This is a genomic window from Mangrovicoccus sp. HB161399, from assembly GCF_013184745.1.
In the GTDB taxonomy this organism is placed as follows: domain Bacteria; phylum Pseudomonadota; class Alphaproteobacteria; order Rhodobacterales; family Rhodobacteraceae; genus Mangrovicoccus.
This window is the reverse complement of the sequence record NZ_JAATVU010000014.1, coordinates 63975-80592: the sequence shown is the minus strand read 5'-3', so window position 1 is coordinate 80592 and position 16618 is coordinate 63975. Positions and strand designations below refer to the sequence as shown.

Here is a 16618-nt window from a genome sequence, read left to right as displayed (position 1 = left end):
GCGAAGGAGGCCCCTGATGTCCGTGACAGCCCTGATCGTCGCCGCCGGCCGCGGCACCCGCGCAGGCGGAGATATTCCGAAGCAATATCAGCTTCTTGCCGGAGAGCCCCTGCTGATCCGCACGCTGCGTGCCCTGGTCTCCCACCCGCGGGTCGCCTCCGCCGTGCTGGTGGTCCACCCCGATGACCGTGCCGCAGAACTGGGCAGACTCGATCTGCCGCAGGGAACGATCCTGGTCGATGGCGGCGCGACGCGCGATGCATCCGTGCGCGCGGGGCTGGCCGCCCTGCCCGGCGGCACGACCGAAGTGCTGATCCACGACGCAGCGCGGCCGCTGCTGTCCCATGCGGTGATCGACCGGGTGCTGGTTGCACTTTGCAACCACCCCGGGGCGGCACCGGCGGTACCGGTGACGGATGCGCTCTGGCGCGGCGGCGGCGGCCTGGTTGCCGGGACGCAGGACCGGAGCGGCCTCTGGCGCGCGCAGACGCCGCAGGGCTTCCGTGCCGACGCGATCCGTGCAGCCCATGCCGCCTGGAGCGGGGCGCCAGCCGCCGACGATGTCGAAGTCGCGCGGGCGCACGGGCTTGACGTGGCCATCGTCGAGGGGGATGAGGACAACCTGAAAGTCACGCATCCGCAGGACTTCGCGCGCGCCGCGGCGATCCTGCAGAGGAAGGAACGGGAAACCCGGCCCATGGATATCCGAACCGGCAACGGCTTCGACGTGCATGCCTTCGAACCCGGCGACCATGTCATGCTCTGCGGCGTGAAGGTTCCGCACACGGCCGCGCTGAAGGGCCATTCCGACGCCGATGTCGGCATGCATGCCATCACCGACGCGATCTACGGCGCGCTGGCCGAGGGCGATATCGGCCGCCATTTCCCGCCCTCCGACCCGCAATGGAAGGGCGCGGCGAGCGAGATCTTCCTGCGCCATGCCGTCGATCTGGCCGCTGCGCGCGGCTTCAGGGTGGCGAATATCGACTGCACGCTGATCTGCGAGCGCCCGAAAGTCGGACCGCATGCGGACGCGATGATGAAAGCGCTTTCCGGGATCACCGGGATCGAGCCGGGGCGGATCAGCGTCAAGGCGACGACCTCGGAGCGGCTGGGCTTCACCGGGCGCGAGGAAGGCATCGCCGCCATCGCCACTTGCACGGTGGTTGCAGAATGAGACCGTCCCGCCTGATCGGAACTTTCGGCGGCATCGGCCTGATGCGCCCGGCCCCCGGCACCTGGGGCTCCGCCGCCGCCATCCCGCTGGGATATGTCCTGCACGGGCTGGGCGGGTTTCCCCTGCTGTCGCTGGCCACCGTCGCGGTCTTCGCCGCCGGCATCTGGGCCTGCCGCGCCGAGCGCGCGGCCACGGGGCAGAAGGATGCCAGCGAAATCGTCATCGACGAGGTCGCCGGACAGTGGGTGGCCATGTGGCCGCTCTCTCTCGGGCTCAGCCATGCCGGGGTCGACCCCTGGCTGTTCCCCTGGCCGGGCTGGGTCGGCGCCTTCGTGATGTTCCGCCTCTTCGACATCTGGAAGCCGGGCCCGGTCGGCTGGGCCGACCGCAAGGACGCCCCGCATTGGGTGATGGTCGATGACGTCATCGCCGGGTTGATGGCCGCCGTGGCCGTCGCCTTCGCCGCCTTCATCGCCCACGGGGTGCTGGGCGCATGAGTGCGGCGCGGCTTCTGGAACTGGCCAAGGCACGGGGGGTCATGATCGCCACCGCCGAAAGCTGCACGGCCGGGCTGATCTCGGGCGCAATTACCGAAGTGGCAGGCAGCTCCGCCATCTTCGACCGCGGCTTCGTCACCTACACGAACCAGGCCAAGATCGAGATGCTCGCCGTGCATCCGCGCACGATCCAGGCAGTCGGCGCGGTTTCGGAAGAGGTCGCGCGGGAAATGGCGGACGGGGCGCTGAACCGGTCCGCCGCGCATCTTGCCGTCGCGGTGACCGGCATCGCGGGCCCCGGCGGATCGGAGCACAAGCCCGAAGGACGCGTCTGTTTCGGCCTTGCCCAGACCGGGCGGAAGACCGTCGCCGAGACGGTCGATTTCGGCGCGATCGGCCGGGCCGAGGTGCGTGCCGCAACCGTTGCCCATGCGCTGGAACTGCTGGTGGAGCGCCTCTCGGAGGCCTGATTTCAACCCGCAACCGCCCCGGTTGCAGAGTGCAGCCGAACCGGCTCAGCCCTGCGGACCGTAGATCTTGGCGGCGCGTTCCTCGAAGGCGCGCACGATCCGCTGCATCGCCTCGTTGAACACCACCCCGATCACGCCCTGCAGCACGCGGTTGCGGAATTCGAAATCGGTCGAGAACTCGACCGTGCAGCCGCCCTCCGGCCGGTCGGCGAATTCCCAGGTCGACTGCATGTAGCGGAAGGGCCCGTCGATATATTCGGTGTCGATCCGCCGCCGTTCCGGCCAGAGCGTCACGCGGGAGCCGAACTTCTCGCGGAAGACCTTGAAGGAAATCACCAGATCCGCCTCCATCACCTCGTGGTCTCCCATGTCCCTGCGCGAACGGATCCGCGCCGCGGCGCACCAGGGCAGGAATTTCGGGTAGGAGCCCACATCCGCGACCAGAGCGTACATGTCGTCGGCGGAATAGGGCAGCTGGCGGGTCTCTTGGTGCTTGGGCATCGGTCTCGTGGCACTTTCTACGCTAGCCCGTTATCCTAGCGATCACGAGGAAAGTTCAAGGGGGCGTCATGCCGGAAAGACCCTACGTGATCGACCAGATGATCTCGGCCAAGGCCATCGCGGCCCGGATCGAGGCGCTGGCGCGGGAAATCGAGACGGCCTATGCCGGGGTCGACAAGATCGTCGTCGTCGGCCTGCTGCGCGGCAGCTTCATCTTCATCGCCGATCTGGTGCGCGAACTCGACATGGGCATCGAGGTCGATTTCATCGAGGCGTCCTCCTACGGCGATTCGACCGAGTCGAGCCGCGAAGTGCGCATCCTGAAGGACCTGCGCAGCGGCATCGAAGGCCGCGACGTCCTGGTGGTGGAGGATGTGGTCGATACCGGATTCACGCTGCACCATGTCACCAACATGCTGAAGTCGCGGAACCCGAAATCGCTGGCCACGATCGCGCTGCTGGACAAGCCCAGCCGCCGCGAGGTCGATTTCAAGGCACGCTGGATCGGCTTCGAGATCCCTGACGAATTCGTCGTCGGCTATGGCATCGACTTCGCCCAGCGGAACCGCAACCTGCCATATATCGGCAAGGTCCGCTTCCTCGACTGACCCTGCGCCTTCCTGGCGCGGCCACGGATTTGTCATTGGCCCGGGGCGGGTTCCCGCCCCATCCTGCGATCACGGCGGATCACGTTTCGGAGGACGGAAATGGCATTTCTCAGGGGTTTGGCGGCGCTCGCGGTGGTCGCGCTGATCGGTTTCGGGGCGTTCCTGTGGATCACCGCCCCGGCCAAGCTGCCGCGGGAGATGCGCCAGGCGCTGGCGGCGGCCGAGCCCGATGCGGCCCGCGGCGAGCGCATCTTCCTCGCCGCGGGCTGCGCCTCGTGCCATGCCGCGCCGGAGGCCGAAGGCGGGGACCGGCTGATCCTGGCCGGCGGCATGCGTTTCCCGTCGGATTTCGGCACCTTCATCGCGCCGAACATCTCGCCTTCGCCGCAGGGCATCGGCGGCTGGAGCACCGAGGATCTCGCGCTGGCCCTGACCCGCGGCGTCTCGCCCGACGGGCAGCACTACTACCCGGCCTTCCCCTACACCTCCTACATCCGCATGGAACCCGCCGACATTGCCGACCTGAAGGCCTACATGGACACCCTGCCCGGCTCGGACGCGGCGTCGCAGCCGCATGATGTCGGGTTTCCCTTCGACATCCGGCGGACCCTCGGCGGCTGGAAATGGATGTTCCTGCGCAAGGACTGGGTGATCGAGGATGCGCCCGAGGCTGGCCGGTACCTGGTCGAGGCGCTGGGGCATTGCGGCGAATGCCACACGCCGCGCAACCTTCTGGGCGCGACCGAGCGCGCGGCCTGGCTTTCGGGCGCCCCCAATCCCGGCGGCGACGGCACGATCCCGAACATCACCCCCGGCGCGCTCGACTGGTCGGAGCAGGACATCGCCTATTATCTCGAATCGGGCTTCACGCCGGACTTCGATTCCGTGGGCGGGCACATGGCGTTCATCGTCGACAATTACGCGCAACTCCCCGCGGAGGACCGCGCGGCGGTGGCCGCCTACCTGAAGGCCGTCCCGCCATCGACTGATTGCACACTCAGCAGGTTTTTCTTTGACCGCAAACCCTGCCCTTGACGCAAATCAAGGCAGGTACCCTGCGGATATGGCCCTATGCGCGCATCCGGAACACGGGGCCGAACGCCCGCGTTCCCAAGAAACGCAAGAGGAGCAAGACCCGCATGTCCAATACCCAGACCATCGAGAACCTGCAGAAAGCCCTCCGCATGGAGATGACGGCCGCACACCAGTACCAGCTGCATGCCCATGTGCTGGAGGACTGGGGCCTCGACAAGCTGGCCGGCAAGATGCGCGAGGAAATGGCGGAAGAGCTCGGACATTCCGACAAGTTCATCGAGCGGATTCTCTTCCTCGGCGGCGCGCCCGATCTGGTCTTCGACAAGACGCCGGTCAAGGCCGAAACGCTGGAAGCGATGTTCCGGATGGATCTCGGCGACGAGGCCGAGGCGATCGAGTTCTACACGAAGGCCTCCGAGCAGGCGGGCGAAGTCAGCGACATCGGCACGCGGCGGCTGTTCGAGGACATCGTGCTGGACGAGGAAGGCCACAAGAGCTGGCTCGAGCTGCAGATCGACCTGATCGGACGGATCGGCGAGCAGAATTACGCATCGAAATACGTCACCGCCAACGCGGAATGACGCCCTCCGGCGACGGCACGGAAAAGCCCCCGCAGATCGCTCTGCGGGGGCCTTTTGCCAAGAAGGTCAGGCCGGCAGCTTGCCCAGCTTCTTCAGCCGGTTTTCCCGCAGCCGGGCAAAGTCGTCGCCCGCATGATAGCTCGACCGGGTCAGCGGCGTGGCGGAGACCATGAGGAACCCCTTGCCATAGGCCACGGTCTCGTAGCTCTTGAATTCCTCGGGCGTCACGAAGCGGTCGACGGCATGGTGCTTGGGCGTCGGCTGCAGGTATTGGCCGATGGTCAGGAAATCGACATCGGCGGCGCGCATGTCATCCATGATCTGGTGCACGGCCTGCTTGTCCTCGCCGAGGCCGACCATGATGCCCGACTTGGTGAACATCGCCGGGTCCAGTTCCTTCACCCTCTGCAGCAGCCGCAGCGAATGGAAGTAGCGCGCCCCGGGGCGGACCTCCGGATAGAGGCCGGGCACGGTCTCGAGATTGTGGTTGAACACATCCGGGCGCGCCTCGACGATGATCTCCAGCGCCTCGGGGCCGCATTTGAGGAAGTCGGGGGTCAGGATCTCGATCGTGGTGTCCGGCGAGCGGTGGCGGATCGCGCGGATCGTCTGGGCGAAATGCTCGGCCCCGCCATCCTTGAGGTCGTCGCGGTCGACTGAGGTGACGACGACATGGTTCAGCCCGAGCTTCTGCACCGCATCGGCGACACGGCCCGGCTCGAACACGTCCAGCGTGTCGGGACGGCCGGTGGCCACGTTGCAGAAGGTGCAGCCGCGGGTGCAGATGTCGCCCATGATCATCATGGTGGCATGGCCGTGCGACCAGCATTCCCCGGCATTCGGGCAGGCCGCTTCCTGGCAGACCGTGACCAGCTTGTGCTCGTCCATGATCGCCTTGGTCTTGCGGTAGCCTTCCGAGCCCGGTGCCTTCACCCGGATCCAGTCCGGTTTCTTCGGCTGGGCATTGTCCTTGCGATGCGCCTTCTCGGGGTGCCGTTCGCCGGGGATCTTCAGGTCGCGCATGGGGAGCCTCCAACTTTCTCGCCGCTATATACCCTTACAGCCGGAACGGCAAAGGGGACATGGCCCGCACCGCAACCCCGCCATGTCCGAATCGCCACGGCAGGAACCGTGCCACCCCGCGGCCCCGGCAGTCCGGGCGCCAAAAAATTGAGCAAAACACTCGGGATAACTTGGAATGTTGGCACATCCGGTCGCGGATGGCGTTTGCTGCCTTGCAGCACAGTTTGGAAACGTTCTAAAAGGTCCGTGCTGCGACGCGGCGCAAGCGCGTGTCCACAGAATTCACGCTCACGATGATGAGGAATATCCCGATGAAAGCCGGACTCCCCCTGCCCAAAGTCACCTTCAAGACCCGCGTCCGCGACGAGGCCGTCGGCGGTCCGAACCCGTTCCGCTGGCAGGACATGACCACCGACGATTACTTCGCCGGAAAGCGCGTCATCCTGTTCTCGCTCCCGGGCGCCTTCACCCCGACCTGCTCCACCTACCAGCTGCCGGGCTTCGAAGGCAACTTCGCCAAGTTCCAGGAACTGGGCATCGACGAAATCTACTGCATGTCGGTCAATGACAGCTTCGTCATGAACAAGTGGAAGGAAGCCCAGGGCATCCAGAACGTCAAGGTCATCCCGGACGGCTCGGGCGAGTTCACCCGCAAGATGGGCATGCTGGTCGACAAGGACAATCTGGGCTTCGGCGCGCGCTCCTGGCGCTATGCGGCCGTCGTCAAGGACGGCGTCGTCGAGGCTTGGTTCGAAGAGGCCGGCCTGATGGACAACTGCCCGGAAGACCCCTACGGCGAGTCCTCCCCCGAGACCCTGCTGGCCTACCTGGAAAAGGCCAAGTCCGAAGCTGCGTAAGCGCCTTGCGGATGCGGTTGCATGCTGCAACCGCAAAAGAGAAAGGGGCCCCGCGGGCCCCTTTTGCATGACGGTGTCCCGGCAAGTCAGCCGATCAGCGGGCCGAACTTGCCATGGGTTTCCTGGTAATGGCGCTTCAGCCGCTGCAGCGCGATCCTGAGCACGACCTTGCCGGAACGCGCCGACCAGCCCATCCGCTTCTCGCAGCTTTCCATGCCCTCGAGATAGCAGCAGCAGCGCAGCACCACGTCGCCCAAGCCCGGCCCCAGATCCTGCAGCGCCGCCTGCACCCGGTCACGGGCCGCCTGCGGGCCGAAGCCGCCCCCGCCCGAGCCGAATTGCGGCCGTTCCCCGGAGGTCAGGAAGGTCTCCCAGTTCTGGGTGGTGCGCGGCCCCATCTGCGCCAGCTCGAAATCCTCGCGCAGCCGCTCGCCCGCGGCGACCAGCTCGTTCGACAGGAAGGGCTGGCCATCCTTGTCGCGGCGCCGCGCCAGCACCGACAGCGGCGACTCCGCGAGGTTGTACTTCACCCGCTGGCCGCGCCCGCCGGCATCGGCGATCTCGCGGTCCTCCATCTCGCGATGCTGGGCGGCGAAGGGCGACATGGCCTCGGCGAAGCCATCCTGCTCTTCCTCTGCCAGCAACCGCCGCAGCGCGCCCCGGCCGCCCTGGGTGATGGCGTAGCGCGAAATCCGTCCCGTCGTCCGGCAGGCGATCCAATCCTTCAGCGCCATCGCCTCGGCGACGGCGCGGTCGACCACGGCGGTGCGGGCCGAGGCCCCGTCCGGCAGGTCGCGCACCACGACCGCCCGCTCCATGTCCTTGGCCACGGCCAGGACCGCCCCGTTCTCGGCCAGCCGCCGCAGGATGCGCAGGTACTCCGCCTCCCGGCCGGAATCTTCCGTGAATTCTTGCTTGATGCTGGTCATCGCAGACATGGTGGCGGGTTCCTCTCTTGTCTTGGTCCGGTCGAACCGGGCGAAATGTTTCTGGCCGAGCCGATCCAGGGCCTCGTCGATCAGGGGATCGTCGCGGCGGCTCTCGAAGCGGCGGACCTGTCTGGATATTGTGGAAGCATGGCAGCCGGCGTGGCGCGCGATCCGGCGGATCGAATGTCCGAGCTCGGTATGGGTCAGATAGTGAACAACGGCATCCGGAAGCCCGGTGGTCGACGGCTCCCCGGCGATGTTCGGCGGCGCGCTCATCCGCACTGTCTCCTTCCTGAAGCGGTGCCGCGTGTTAATTTCTTGGCACCGGGTTTAATACAATTTCAACCTTCAGTTGTGTCCGTTAGAAGACAGTTAAAATTGTAACTGCTCTTAGGTATTGTTTCTAAAGCCTAAACTTTTTCGACATCACCGCGCGCCAATCCGGCCGTCGCGCAACACCCGGGCAACTTGCGCAAGATCCTTGTGGAAAACCTTGTGGAAGGATCCCGCAAATGAACGACGTGATGTCCCTGCTCGAAACCCTGCACCGTCCGCGCCTGCTGATGGAGGCCGCCCGTCACGGAGCGGCACTTTACCGGCGCGAGACCCAGCTGCGCCGCATCCTGGGCGAGACTGCCCTGCCCGGACCGCGCCAGGCCGCGATGCAGCTGGTCTGCCTCGAACAGGGCCATGAGGAGGCCCGCATGGCCGGTCTGGCCGCCTATTCGCCCGCCCGGCATCTGGACGTTCTGATCGCCCTGATTTCGGAGGCCAGAACCATCCTGGCGGAGACCCATGACCGCGAGTCCGAGGATGGCGCTACGCTGCGCGCGGTGTGACCGCTGCCGCCAAGCCTGTCGTCGGAACATGAAGATCGATCCTCAATACGTTGAATTTGCGCATTTCGTGAAGGCGAACCTTCGTGGAGCGGCCTCGCACCCGCGGCGCGGCCGACGGAACAACGGGCCCGTCGTCCACCGGGATCGGCGGCGGCGCGCTCCTCGGCTCTGCGGAGCGCTTCCCCTTCCGCCAACACCGCGCGCCTTTCCCCGCCGGCGGCGCCCGCAAGCATCAAGGGTCCGGACCGGCGGTGACAGCGCCAAGTGCCGGGCATCGACCAAAGGCTCCCGCCATTGCGCGCGGCCGACCGGTGCGGCCAAGGCATCCGTACAACCCTTCCGTTTTGTCCGCGGCGGCAGGTTCCGTGACTTGCCCGCCTTTCCGCACGTCGGCACGCCTTCCCCGACCAAGGGGGCCATCCGCGGGCCGCGCCGGGGCGTCGGCCGCAGCACGGGCCGACCGGAAATCCGCCGCTGTCGCGTTGCTGCCGCAAGCGCTTCGGGTCCCCGGTCATTAAGCTTCCGGTAAGGCCTTCCGGTCCGGCCTCCAGAGCAGCTATCCCTGACACCTTTGCCCAGGCGAATCGATTGCCGCTGCCGCACCCGGCCCGACCCGGACTGCCGCGACGGCAGCCGCCGTCCGGGGGCTGCGAAAAACCGCGCCGGCGGAGAGACGCGGAGGCTTGAACTCGGCCCTGCCCCTGCCTATCAGGCGGCATGACAGCCATAGCCCATGATCGCCTCCTCATCATCGACTTCGGCAGCCAGGTGACGCAGCTGATTGCCCGCCGCCTGCGCGAGCTGAACGTCTATTGCGAGATCCACCCCTATCAGAACGTCACCGACGGTTTCCTGAAGGAGTTCTCGCCGAAAGCCGTCGTCTTTTCCGGCGGCCCCGACAGCGTGACCCGCGAAGGGTCGCCGCGCCCGCCCGCCTCCGTCTTCGATCTGGGCGTGCCGATCCTCGGGATCTGCTACGGCCAGCAGGTGATGATGGAGATGCTCGGCGGCAAGGTCGAGTCGGGCCACGGCACCGCCGAATTCGGCCGCGCCTACATCACGCCCACCGACAAGAAGCACGACATCTTCAACGGGCTCTTCCTGGAATCCGGCCCCGAGGGCACCCCGCGCGAGCAGGTCTGGATGAGCCATGGCGACCATGTCGCCCGGATCGCGCCGGGCTTCGAGGTCTATGCCACCTCGCCGGGCGCGCCCTTCGCGATCACCGCAGACGAGAGCCGCCATTTCTACGCGGTGCAGTTCCATCCCGAAGTGCACCACACGCCGAACGGCAAGACGCTCTACGAGAACTTCGTCAAGATCGCGGGCTTCTCCGGCGACTGGACGATGGCAGCCTACCGCGACGAAGCGATCCGCAAGATCCGCGAGCAGGTCGGCGACAAGAAGGTCATCTGCGGCCTGTCGGGCGGCGTCGATTCCTCCGTGGCCGCTGTCCTCATCCACGAGGCGATCGGCGACCAACTGACCTGCGTCTTCGTCGATCACGGGCTGCTGCGGCTCAACGAGGCCGACGAAGTCGTCTCGATGTTCCGCGACCACTACAACATCCCGCTGATCCATGCCGACGAGACCGAGCTGTTCCTGGGCGAGCTCGACGGCCAGTCGGACCCCGAGACCAAGCGCAAGATCATCGGCAAGCTGTTCATCGACGTGTTCCAGAAGCACGCCGACACGATCGAGGGCGCCGAGTTCCTGGCGCAGGGCACGCTCTATCCGGACGTGATCGAATCGGTCAGCTTCTCCGGCGGGCCCTCGGTCACGATCAAGAGCCACCACAATGTCGGCGGCCTGCCCGAGAAGATGGGGCTGAAGCTGGTCGAGCCGCTGCGCGAGCTCTTCAAGGACGAGGTCCGCGCGCTCGGGCGCGAGCTCGGCCTGCCCGACAGCTTCATCGGCCGCCATCCCTTCCCGGGACCGGGCCTGGCGATCCGCTGCCCCGGCGAGATCACCCGCGAGAAGCTGGAGATCCTGCGCAAGGCAGATGCGGTCTATATCGACCAGATCCGCAGGCACGGGCTGTATGACGAGATCTGGCAGGCCTTCGTCGCCATCCTTCCCGTCCGCACCGTCGGCGTGATGGGCGACGGCCGGACCTACGACTATGCCTGCGCGCTGCGCGCGGTGACCAGCGTCGACGGCATGACCGCGGACTACTATCCTTTCGCCCATGATTTCCTCGGCGAAACCGCGACGCGGATCATCAACGAGGTCAAGGGCATCAACCGGGTGACCTACGACATCACGTCGAAGCCGCCGGGCACGATCGAGTGGGAATGACGCCGCCGCGCGGAACGTTGCGTCACGGGAGAGATTCCGGAACGTCACGACCGTTAAGCGCGAATTGACGGAAGGGCCCCTTTTGCGCAGCCATGGGGGGCCCGGCCACAAGAGACAAGCTGACAACCGGCCGGGAGGGAGGGACTCTGATGAAGGCATTCTACACGGGCCTTGCCTGCCTCGGCATGGCGGGCGCCGCGCAGGCAGGCGGCATCGACCGCTCGGGCCAGGACGTCGCGCTGATCTTCGAGGACGGCAACTATGCCGAGATCGGCGTCGCCCGCACCTGGACCAGCGTCAAGGGCAACGACCTGGCGCAGAGCCCGCCCGGCTTTCCCTTCCCCTATGACAGCGGCGCTGATTACGGCGACGTGGCCGGCGATTTCGACCTGCTGCGCTTCGGCCTGAAATACGACGTCAGCGACAGGGTTTCGGTGATCCTGACCGGCGGCGAGGATTACGGCGTCGACGTGCGCTATGCGAACGAGCCGAACTCGCTCCTGGGCGGCACCTTCGCCGAGGCCGACAGCTACACGCTGTCGCTGATCGGACGCTATCACATCGACACCAATTTCAGCTTCCACGGCGGCCTGCGCTACCAGCGCGCCGATGGCAGCATCGGGCTCTCGGGCCTCGCCTACGGCCCCTATTCGGGCTACGAGGTCAATCTCTCCAGCGACGACGGCTACGGCTACCTGATCGGCGGCGCCTACGAGCGCCCGGAGATCGCGCTGCGCGTGGCCCTGACCTATTTCTCCGAGATCGAGCACGAATTCGGCACCAAGGAGACGATGGACGGCGCCAGCCTGGGCAGTTCAGACAAGACCAAGGTGAAGACGCCGCGCGCGGTCAACCTGGACTTCCAGACCGGGGTCGCGCCGTCGTGGATGGTGTTCGGCCAGCTGCGCTGGGTCGACCATTCGCAGTTCACCGTCGAGCCGGAGATCTTCAAGGAGATGACCGGCGGCGGCCTGGTCTCGCTCGATGACAGCATGACCTACACGCTGGGCGTCGGGCACCGCTTCACCGACAGCTTCGCCGCGTCGCTGGCCTATATCTACGACGAGGTCGACGGCGACAGCCTGGTCTCGCCGCTGGCGCCGACCCATGGCAGCCAGGCAGTGCGGCTGGGCGGCAAGTACACGGTCGGCAAGGTCGATATCTCGGGCGGGGTCCGCTACACTTGGCTGGGCGACGCCAAGGCCCAGACCGCGCAGGTCGCCCGCGCCGACTTCTCCGGCAACGAGGCTGTCTCGGTCGGCATCAAGATCGGCTACCGGTTCTGACGGGCCGCGGCCGCTCCCGGAGGGGGGCGGCCTTCCGGAAGCGGAAGCGCGCCAGAAAGCCATTGAATCCGGTGCCCTGCCGCTGCTAACGCGGCACGCGGAGACAACAGGACGGACCCGGCCCAATGACGCTTCCCACTGCACAGGACTGGCGCGCCTCGAGCGAAAAGCGCGTGCTTCTCTTCGGCATGTCGGGCCTGGGCAAGACCCATGTCTCGAACGCGCTGCGCAGCAGCGGCGACTGGTTCCACTACTCGGTCGACTACCGCATCGGCACGCGCTACATGGGCGAGCACATCGTCGACAACTTCAAGCGCGAGGCGATGCGCAACCCGTTCCTCGCCGAGCTGCTGAAATCCGACTCGATCTACATCGCCTCGAACATCACCTTCGACAATCTCGCGCCGCTCTCGACCTATCTGGGCAAGCCCGGCGACCCGGCGAAGGGCGGCCTGCCCTTCGAGGAATACATGCGCCGCCAGGAACAGCACCGCGTGGCCGAGGTCTCGGCGCTGCTCGACACGGTGCATTTCATCCAGCGCGCGCAGGACCTGTACCAATACCGCAACTTCGTCTGCGACTCGGGCGGCTCGATCTGCGAGGTGGTCGATCCCTGGAATCTCGGCGACCCGGTGCTGACGGCGCTGTCCGGGCACACGCTGATGGTCTGGATCGAAGACACCGCCGACCACCGCGAGTCGCTGATCGCCCGCTTCGACCGCGCGCCGAAGCCGATGTACTACGAGCCCGGCTTCCTGCGCGGGCACTGGGCCGAATACCTCGACGCCAACGGCCTGGCGGAGGACGAGGTCGATCCCGACGCCTTCATCCGCTGGATGTATTCGCGCGCGCTCGCCCACCGCCGCCCGCGCTACAAGGCGATGGCGGAGAACTGGGGGATCACCGTGTCCGCGCATGACGTCGCCCGGGTGCACAGCGAAGCGGCCTTCGTCGACCTGATCGCCGACGCCCTGGACAGCCGCGGCTAGGCCGCGGCCGGGCGCCGCCCCGCATCGCATCTCCCCGCAACGCGCGGCGGCGGCAGATGCCGGACGGCCCGCCACTTGCACCGGACCGGCCGCGCGTTTATGTCAGCGGCTCGATACAGAGCCGGATGACACACATGCCCATTACCCTGCCCGCCGAGCTGCCCGCATATTCCGTGCTGGACCGCGAGGGCGTGATGGTCATGTCCGACACCCGCGCGGCCCGCCAGGACATCCGCCCGCTGCGCATCGGGCTGCTGAACCTGATGCCGAAGAAGATCCAGACCGAGATCCAGTTCGCCCGGCTGATCGGCGCCACGCCGCTGCAGATCGACTTCCACCTGATCCGCATGAGCGAGCACCAGTCCAAGCACACCGCCGCCGAGCACATGGAGACCTTCTACCGCCCCTTCCAGGAGGTGAAGCACGAGAAGTTCGACGGGCTCGTCATCACCGGCGCCCCGGTCGAGCACCTGCCCTTCGATGAGGTCACCTACTGGGACGAGCTGAAGGAGGTCTTCGCCTGGACCCAGACCAACGTGCATTCCACCTTCGGCGTCTGCTGGGGCGGGATGGCGATGATCTACGCGCTGCACGGGGTGCAGAAGCACATCCTGCCGCACAAGGCCTTCGGCTGCTTCCGCCACCAGAACCTGTCGCCCGCCTCGCCCTACCTGCGCGGCTTCTCGGATGATTTCGTCATCCCGGTCAGCCGCTGGACCGAGATGAAGCAGGACGAGATCGAGGCCGTGGACGGGCTGAAGATCCTGCTCGGCAGCGACGAGGTCGGCCCCTGCCTGGTCGAGGATCCGGGCCATCGGGCGCTCTACATCTTCAACCATTTCGAGTACGACTCGGACACGCTGAAGCAGGAATACGACCGCGACGTGGCGGGCGGCACGCCGATCAACGTGCCGGGCAACTACTATCCGGACGACGATCCGTCCAAGACCCCGCTCAACCGCTGGCGCAGCCACGCGCACCTGCTCTACGGCAACTGGATCAACGAGATCTACCAGACCACCCATTACGAGCTCGACCGCATTGGCAGCTAGCGTCGTCATCGCGATGGCCTCGGCCAAGATCGCGGCCTATTTCGGCATCCACCTGACCGCAGAACGCCGCGAGGACCGGGCCGAGGCCGCCCATCCGCCCGCGGGCGAGATGGCGTCGGTCGACGGCGTCCAGCTCCACATGAAGGTCGAGGGCAGCGGGCCGCCGCTGGTGCTGCTGCATGGCGCGGGCGGCAACATGCGCGATTTCGAGCCGCTCCTGCCCGCGCTCCTGCCCGAATTCACCGTGATCCGCTTCGACCGGCCCGGGCTCGGCCATTCCGGGCTGCCGCGGCGCTACATGCCTGTCTGGCGCAATGAAGCGCCGTCTCCGGCGGAACAGGCCCGGCTGATGGCGGCGGCCGTCGCGCGGCTGGACCTCGGCCCGGCTCTGGTGCTGGGCCAGTCCTATGGCGGCGCGGTCGCGCTCGGCTGGGCGCTGGAGCTGCCGCGGGACACCGCCGGGCTGGTGCTGATCTCCGCCGCCTCGCAGCCCTGGCCCGGGCGGCTCGGCCCGCTCTATCCGCTCGCCTCCAGCGCCATCGGCGCGCTGACGCTGGTGCCGATGATCTCGGCCTTCGCGCCGCGCTGGCTGGTCGGCCGCGCGCTGAAGGCGATCTTCGCGCCGCAGCTGCCGCCCGAGGGCTATGCCAAGCTGATCGGCACCGGGCTGAGCCTGCGCCGCAGCGCCTTCCGCAACAATGCCCGGCAGGTGAATTCGCTGCGCCCCCACCTCGCCGTGATGGCGCCGCGCTATGCCACGCTCGGCCTGCCGGTGGAGATCGTCCACGGCACGGACGATGCCGTCGTGCCGCTCGAGATCCATTCCGCTCCCTCCGCCGAGGCGATCCCCGGCGCGCAGTTCGCGCGGCTGCCCGGCATCGGCCACATGCCGCACCACGCCGCCCCCGAGGCCGTGCTCGCCGCGATCCGGCGCGCCGCCGCACGCGCAGGCTGGCGCAGCGGCTCCGGCTCGGGCAATGTGGCGCCATGACAAAGCAAGACCTGCCCTTCGGCGGCCAGATCAGCCGCTACTACGAGAAGGAAGCTCCGGAGGACGTCCGCAAGGCGATCGCCGGCGCGGGCAAGGACGACATCCTCGGAGGCAACTATCCCTATCCCGAGCGGATGGAGACCAAGCTCTACGAGAAGGAACTCTACAAGCTCCAGATCGAGCTGGCGAAGTTCCAGACCCATGTGCAGCAGCAGGGCACCCGCGTCGTCGTGCTGTTCGAAGGCCGCGACGCGGCGGGCAAGGGCGGCACGATCAAGCGCTTCCGCGAGAACATGAACCCGCGCGTCGCCCGCGTCGTGGCGCTGCCCGCGCCGAACGAGCGCGAGAAGTCCCAGTTCTACCTGCAGCGCTACATGTCCCACCTGCCTGCCGCGGGCGAGATCGCGCTGTTCGACCGCTCCTGGTACAACCGCGGCGTGGTCGAGAAGGTCTTCGGCTTCTGCTCGGCCGAGGAGCGCGCCCGCTTCTTCCGGCTCTGCCCGGGCTTCGAGACCGCGATGATCGAGGACGGCATTTATCTGGTGAAGTTCTGGCTGACCGTCAGCCGTCCCGAGCAGCTGCGCCGCTTCCTCGCGCGCGAGCAGGACCCGCTGAAGCAGTGGAAGCTCAGCCGCATCGATGTCGAGGGGCTGAAGCTCTGGGACGAGTACACCGGCGCGATCCGGGAGACCTTCGAGGCGACCGACACCGTCGTGGCGCCCTGGACGGTGATCCGCTCGGACGACAAGCGCCGCGCTCGGATCGCGGCGATCCGGCACGTGCTGAACCAGATCCCCTACGAGGGCCGCGACGAAGAGGTCGCCCGCGCCCCCGACCCGGACATCTGCGGGGGCCCCGCCCTCTTCCATGCCTAAGCGCGGCTACCATCACGGCAACCTCCGCCAGGCGCTGGTGGAGGCGGCGCTGAAGCTGATTGCCGAGAAGGGGCCGACCGGCTTCACCCTGTCGGAAGCCGCCAAGACCGCCGGGGTCACCCCCGCCGCGGTCTACCGCCATTTCGAGGGCCGCGAGGATCTGATCGCCGAGGCCGCGCGCCAGGGCTACGAGATCTTCGCCGACCTGATGGACTACGCCTTCGACGAGGGCCGCCCCTCCGCCGTGGCAGCCTTCGAGGCGACCGGCCGGGCCTATCTGGCCTTCGCCGAGAAATATCCCGGCCATTACGTCGCCATGTTCGAGAGCGGCATCTCGGTCAACCGCACCCCCGAGCTTGCCGCCGCCTCGGCCCGCGCGCGCGGCGTGCTGGAAAAGGCGGCCGAGAAGCTCAGCCAGCACATCCCGCCCGAGCGGCGGCCGCCGGCCGCGATGTTCAGCGCGCATATCTGGGCGATGAGCCATGGCGTGGTGGAACTCTATGCCCGCGGCGCCCCGGGCACCCGCGCGCCCTTCGATGCCGCCGAGCTGCTGGAGGCCGGGATCGGCATCTACCTGCGCGGGCTCGGGCTGATCGCGCCCGACTGACGC

18 protein-coding genes are annotated in these 16618 nt (G+C 67.2%); 15 read left to right on the top strand and 3 right to left on the bottom strand.

Features of this window, described 5'->3' with window-relative positions:
* Positions 1–16: 16 nt before the first annotated feature.
* The 3 genes from HCC78_RS10380 to HCC78_RS10370 are packed head-to-tail and all read left to right on the top strand — an operon-like array spanning position 17 to position 2144.
* On the top strand, positions 17–1177 hold the full coding sequence (locus HCC78_RS10380; protein ID WP_172328701.1) for a bifunctional 2-C-methyl-D-erythritol 4-phosphate cytidylyltransferase/2-C-methyl-D-erythritol 2,4-cyclodiphosphate synthase: 1161 nt from the start codon (positions 17–19) through the stop codon (positions 1175–1177).
* Positions 1174–1674, top strand: a complete 501-nt coding sequence (locus HCC78_RS10375) for a phosphatidylglycerophosphatase A (RefSeq protein ID WP_172328700.1) — start codon at positions 1174–1176, stop codon at positions 1672–1674. The genes HCC78_RS10380 and HCC78_RS10375 overlap by 4 nt, the downstream gene beginning before the upstream one ends.
* On the top strand, positions 1671–2144 hold the full coding sequence (locus HCC78_RS10370; protein WP_172328699.1) for a CinA family protein: 474 nt from the start codon (positions 1671–1673) through the stop codon (positions 2142–2144). Before HCC78_RS10375 ends, HCC78_RS10370 begins: the two co-directional genes overlap by 4 nt.
* 45 nt (positions 2145–2189) lie before the next feature.
* Here the strand turns inward: HCC78_RS10370 and HCC78_RS10365 are convergent, their stop codons facing one another.
* Complete coding sequence (locus HCC78_RS10365; protein ID WP_172328698.1) at positions 2190–2645, bottom strand: type II toxin-antitoxin system RatA family toxin; 456 nt, start codon at positions 2643–2645, stop codon at positions 2190–2192.
* Between the two features lie 68 nt (positions 2646–2713).
* Between HCC78_RS10365 and hpt the strand changes: the two genes are divergently transcribed.
* The 3 genes from hpt (at position 2714) to HCC78_RS10350 (ending at position 4869) form a co-directional block, all read left to right on the top strand.
* Positions 2714–3253 carry a hypoxanthine phosphoribosyltransferase gene (gene hpt, locus HCC78_RS10360; RefSeq protein ID WP_172328697.1) on the top strand — a complete coding sequence of 180 codons (540 nt, stop codon included), beginning with the start codon at positions 2714–2716 and terminating at the stop codon, positions 3251–3253.
* A 99-nt stretch (positions 3254–3352) separates the two neighbouring features.
* A complete protein-coding gene (locus HCC78_RS10355; RefSeq protein WP_172328696.1) occupies positions 3353–4288 on the top strand; it encodes a cytochrome c in 936 nt (311 codons plus the stop codon).
* Between the two features lie 104 nt (positions 4289–4392).
* Entirely contained in the window at positions 4393–4869 is a 477-nt protein-coding gene (locus HCC78_RS10350; protein WP_172328695.1) for a bacterioferritin, read from the top strand.
* Positions 4870–4935: 66 nt separating this feature from the next.
* Here the strand turns inward: HCC78_RS10350 and lipA are convergent, their stop codons facing one another.
* The gene (lipA, locus tag HCC78_RS10345; RefSeq protein WP_172328694.1) at positions 4936–5892 is read right to left on the bottom strand and encodes a lipoyl synthase; all 957 of its coding nucleotides are present in this window, start codon (positions 5890–5892) and stop codon (positions 4936–4938) included.
* A gap of 311 nt (positions 5893–6203) precedes the next feature.
* Here lipA and HCC78_RS10340 point away from each other — a divergent pair, with 311 nt between their 5' ends.
* Positions 6204–6749, top strand: coding sequence for a peroxiredoxin (locus tag HCC78_RS10340; RefSeq protein ID WP_172328693.1), 546 nt, complete (start codon positions 6204–6206; stop codon positions 6747–6749).
* Positions 6750–6835: 86 nt separating this feature from the next.
* Here the strand turns inward: HCC78_RS10340 and HCC78_RS10335 are convergent, their stop codons facing one another.
* Positions 6836–7954 carry a DUF6456 domain-containing protein gene (locus HCC78_RS10335; protein ID WP_172328692.1) on the bottom strand — a complete coding sequence of 373 codons (1119 nt, stop codon included), beginning with the start codon at positions 7952–7954 and terminating at the stop codon, positions 6836–6838.
* A gap of 236 nt (positions 7955–8190) precedes the next feature.
* Between HCC78_RS10335 and HCC78_RS10330 the strand changes: the two genes are divergently transcribed.
* From HCC78_RS10330 to HCC78_RS10295, 8 genes are all read left to right on the top strand, one after another.
* Positions 8191–8517, top strand: coding sequence for a DUF6477 family protein (locus HCC78_RS10330; RefSeq protein WP_172328691.1), 327 nt, complete (start codon positions 8191–8193; stop codon positions 8515–8517).
* Positions 8518–9234: 717 nt separating this feature from the next.
* Positions 9235–10815 (top strand): glutamine-hydrolyzing GMP synthase, encoded by a 1581-nt coding sequence (guaA, locus tag HCC78_RS10325; RefSeq protein ID WP_172328690.1) that lies wholly within the window; start codon positions 9235–9237, stop codon positions 10813–10815.
* Positions 10816–10964: 149 nt separating this feature from the next.
* Positions 10965–12101, top strand: coding sequence for an outer membrane protein transport protein (locus HCC78_RS10320; RefSeq protein WP_172328689.1), 1137 nt, complete (start codon positions 10965–10967; stop codon positions 12099–12101).
* Between the two features lie 125 nt (positions 12102–12226).
* Complete coding sequence (locus HCC78_RS10315) at positions 12227–13090, top strand: ATPase (protein ID WP_172328688.1); 864 nt, start codon at positions 12227–12229, stop codon at positions 13088–13090.
* A 134-nt stretch (positions 13091–13224) separates the two neighbouring features.
* A complete protein-coding gene (metA, locus tag HCC78_RS10310) occupies positions 13225–14142 on the top strand; it encodes a homoserine O-succinyltransferase (RefSeq protein ID WP_172328687.1) in 918 nt (305 codons plus the stop codon).
* Positions 14132–15133 carry an alpha/beta fold hydrolase gene (locus tag HCC78_RS10305; protein ID WP_253949122.1) on the top strand — a complete coding sequence of 334 codons (1002 nt, stop codon included), beginning with the start codon at positions 14132–14134 and terminating at the stop codon, positions 15131–15133. Before metA ends, HCC78_RS10305 begins: the two co-directional genes overlap by 11 nt.
* Positions 15130–16008: a polyphosphate kinase 2 gene (gene ppk2, locus HCC78_RS10300; protein ID WP_172328686.1), complete on the top strand. Its 879-nt coding sequence runs from the start codon at positions 15130–15132 to the stop codon at positions 16006–16008. The genes HCC78_RS10305 and ppk2 overlap by 4 nt, the downstream gene beginning before the upstream one ends.
* Positions 16001–16615: a TetR/AcrR family transcriptional regulator gene (locus tag HCC78_RS10295; RefSeq protein ID WP_172328685.1), complete on the top strand. Its 615-nt coding sequence runs from the start codon at positions 16001–16003 to the stop codon at positions 16613–16615. Before ppk2 ends, HCC78_RS10295 begins: the two co-directional genes overlap by 8 nt.
* Positions 16616–16618 lie beyond the last annotated feature (3 nt).

What these genes read in the sequence shown, in the direction of transcription:
- HCC78_RS10330 (WP_172328691.1), top strand. Translation starts at nt 8,191, where the DNA reads ATGAACGACGTGATGTCCCTGCTCGAAACCCTGCACCGTCCGCGCCTG.
- HCC78_RS10370 (WP_172328699.1), top strand. Translation starts at nt 1,671, where the DNA reads ATGAGTGCGGCGCGGCTTCTGGAACTGGCCAAGGCACGGGGGGTCATG.
- metA (WP_172328687.1), top strand. Translation starts at nt 13,225, where the DNA reads ATGCCCATTACCCTGCCCGCCGAGCTGCCCGCATATTCCGTGCTGGAC.
- guaA (WP_172328690.1), top strand. Translation starts at nt 9,235, where the DNA reads ATGACAGCCATAGCCCATGATCGCCTCCTCATCATCGACTTCGGCAGC.
- HCC78_RS10350 (WP_172328695.1), top strand. Translation starts at nt 4,393, where the DNA reads ATGTCCAATACCCAGACCATCGAGAACCTGCAGAAAGCCCTCCGCATG.
- ppk2 (WP_172328686.1), top strand. Translation starts at nt 15,130, where the DNA reads ATGACAAAGCAAGACCTGCCCTTCGGCGGCCAGATCAGCCGCTACTAC.
- HCC78_RS10295 (WP_172328685.1), top strand. Translation starts at nt 16,001, where the DNA reads ATGCCTAAGCGCGGCTACCATCACGGCAACCTCCGCCAGGCGCTGGTG.
- HCC78_RS10340 (WP_172328693.1), top strand. Translation starts at nt 6,204, where the DNA reads ATGAAAGCCGGACTCCCCCTGCCCAAAGTCACCTTCAAGACCCGCGTC.
- HCC78_RS10335 (WP_172328692.1), bottom strand. Translation starts at nt 7,954, where the DNA reads ATGAGCGCGCCGCCGAACATCGCCGGGGAGCCGTCGACCACCGGGCTT.
- HCC78_RS10355 (WP_172328696.1), top strand. Translation starts at nt 3,353, where the DNA reads ATGGCATTTCTCAGGGGTTTGGCGGCGCTCGCGGTGGTCGCGCTGATC.
- HCC78_RS10375 (WP_172328700.1), top strand. Translation starts at nt 1,174, where the DNA reads ATGAGACCGTCCCGCCTGATCGGAACTTTCGGCGGCATCGGCCTGATG.
- lipA (WP_172328694.1), bottom strand. Translation starts at nt 5,892, where the DNA reads ATGCGCGACCTGAAGATCCCCGGCGAACGGCACCCCGAGAAGGCGCAT.
- hpt (WP_172328697.1), top strand. Translation starts at nt 2,714, where the DNA reads ATGCCGGAAAGACCCTACGTGATCGACCAGATGATCTCGGCCAAGGCC.
- HCC78_RS10315 (WP_172328688.1), top strand. Translation starts at nt 12,227, where the DNA reads ATGACGCTTCCCACTGCACAGGACTGGCGCGCCTCGAGCGAAAAGCGC.
- HCC78_RS10320 (WP_172328689.1), top strand. Translation starts at nt 10,965, where the DNA reads ATGAAGGCATTCTACACGGGCCTTGCCTGCCTCGGCATGGCGGGCGCC.
- HCC78_RS10380 (WP_172328701.1), top strand. Translation starts at nt 17, where the DNA reads ATGTCCGTGACAGCCCTGATCGTCGCCGCCGGCCGCGGCACCCGCGCA.
- HCC78_RS10365 (WP_172328698.1), bottom strand. Translation starts at nt 2,645, where the DNA reads ATGCCCAAGCACCAAGAGACCCGCCAGCTGCCCTATTCCGCCGACGAC.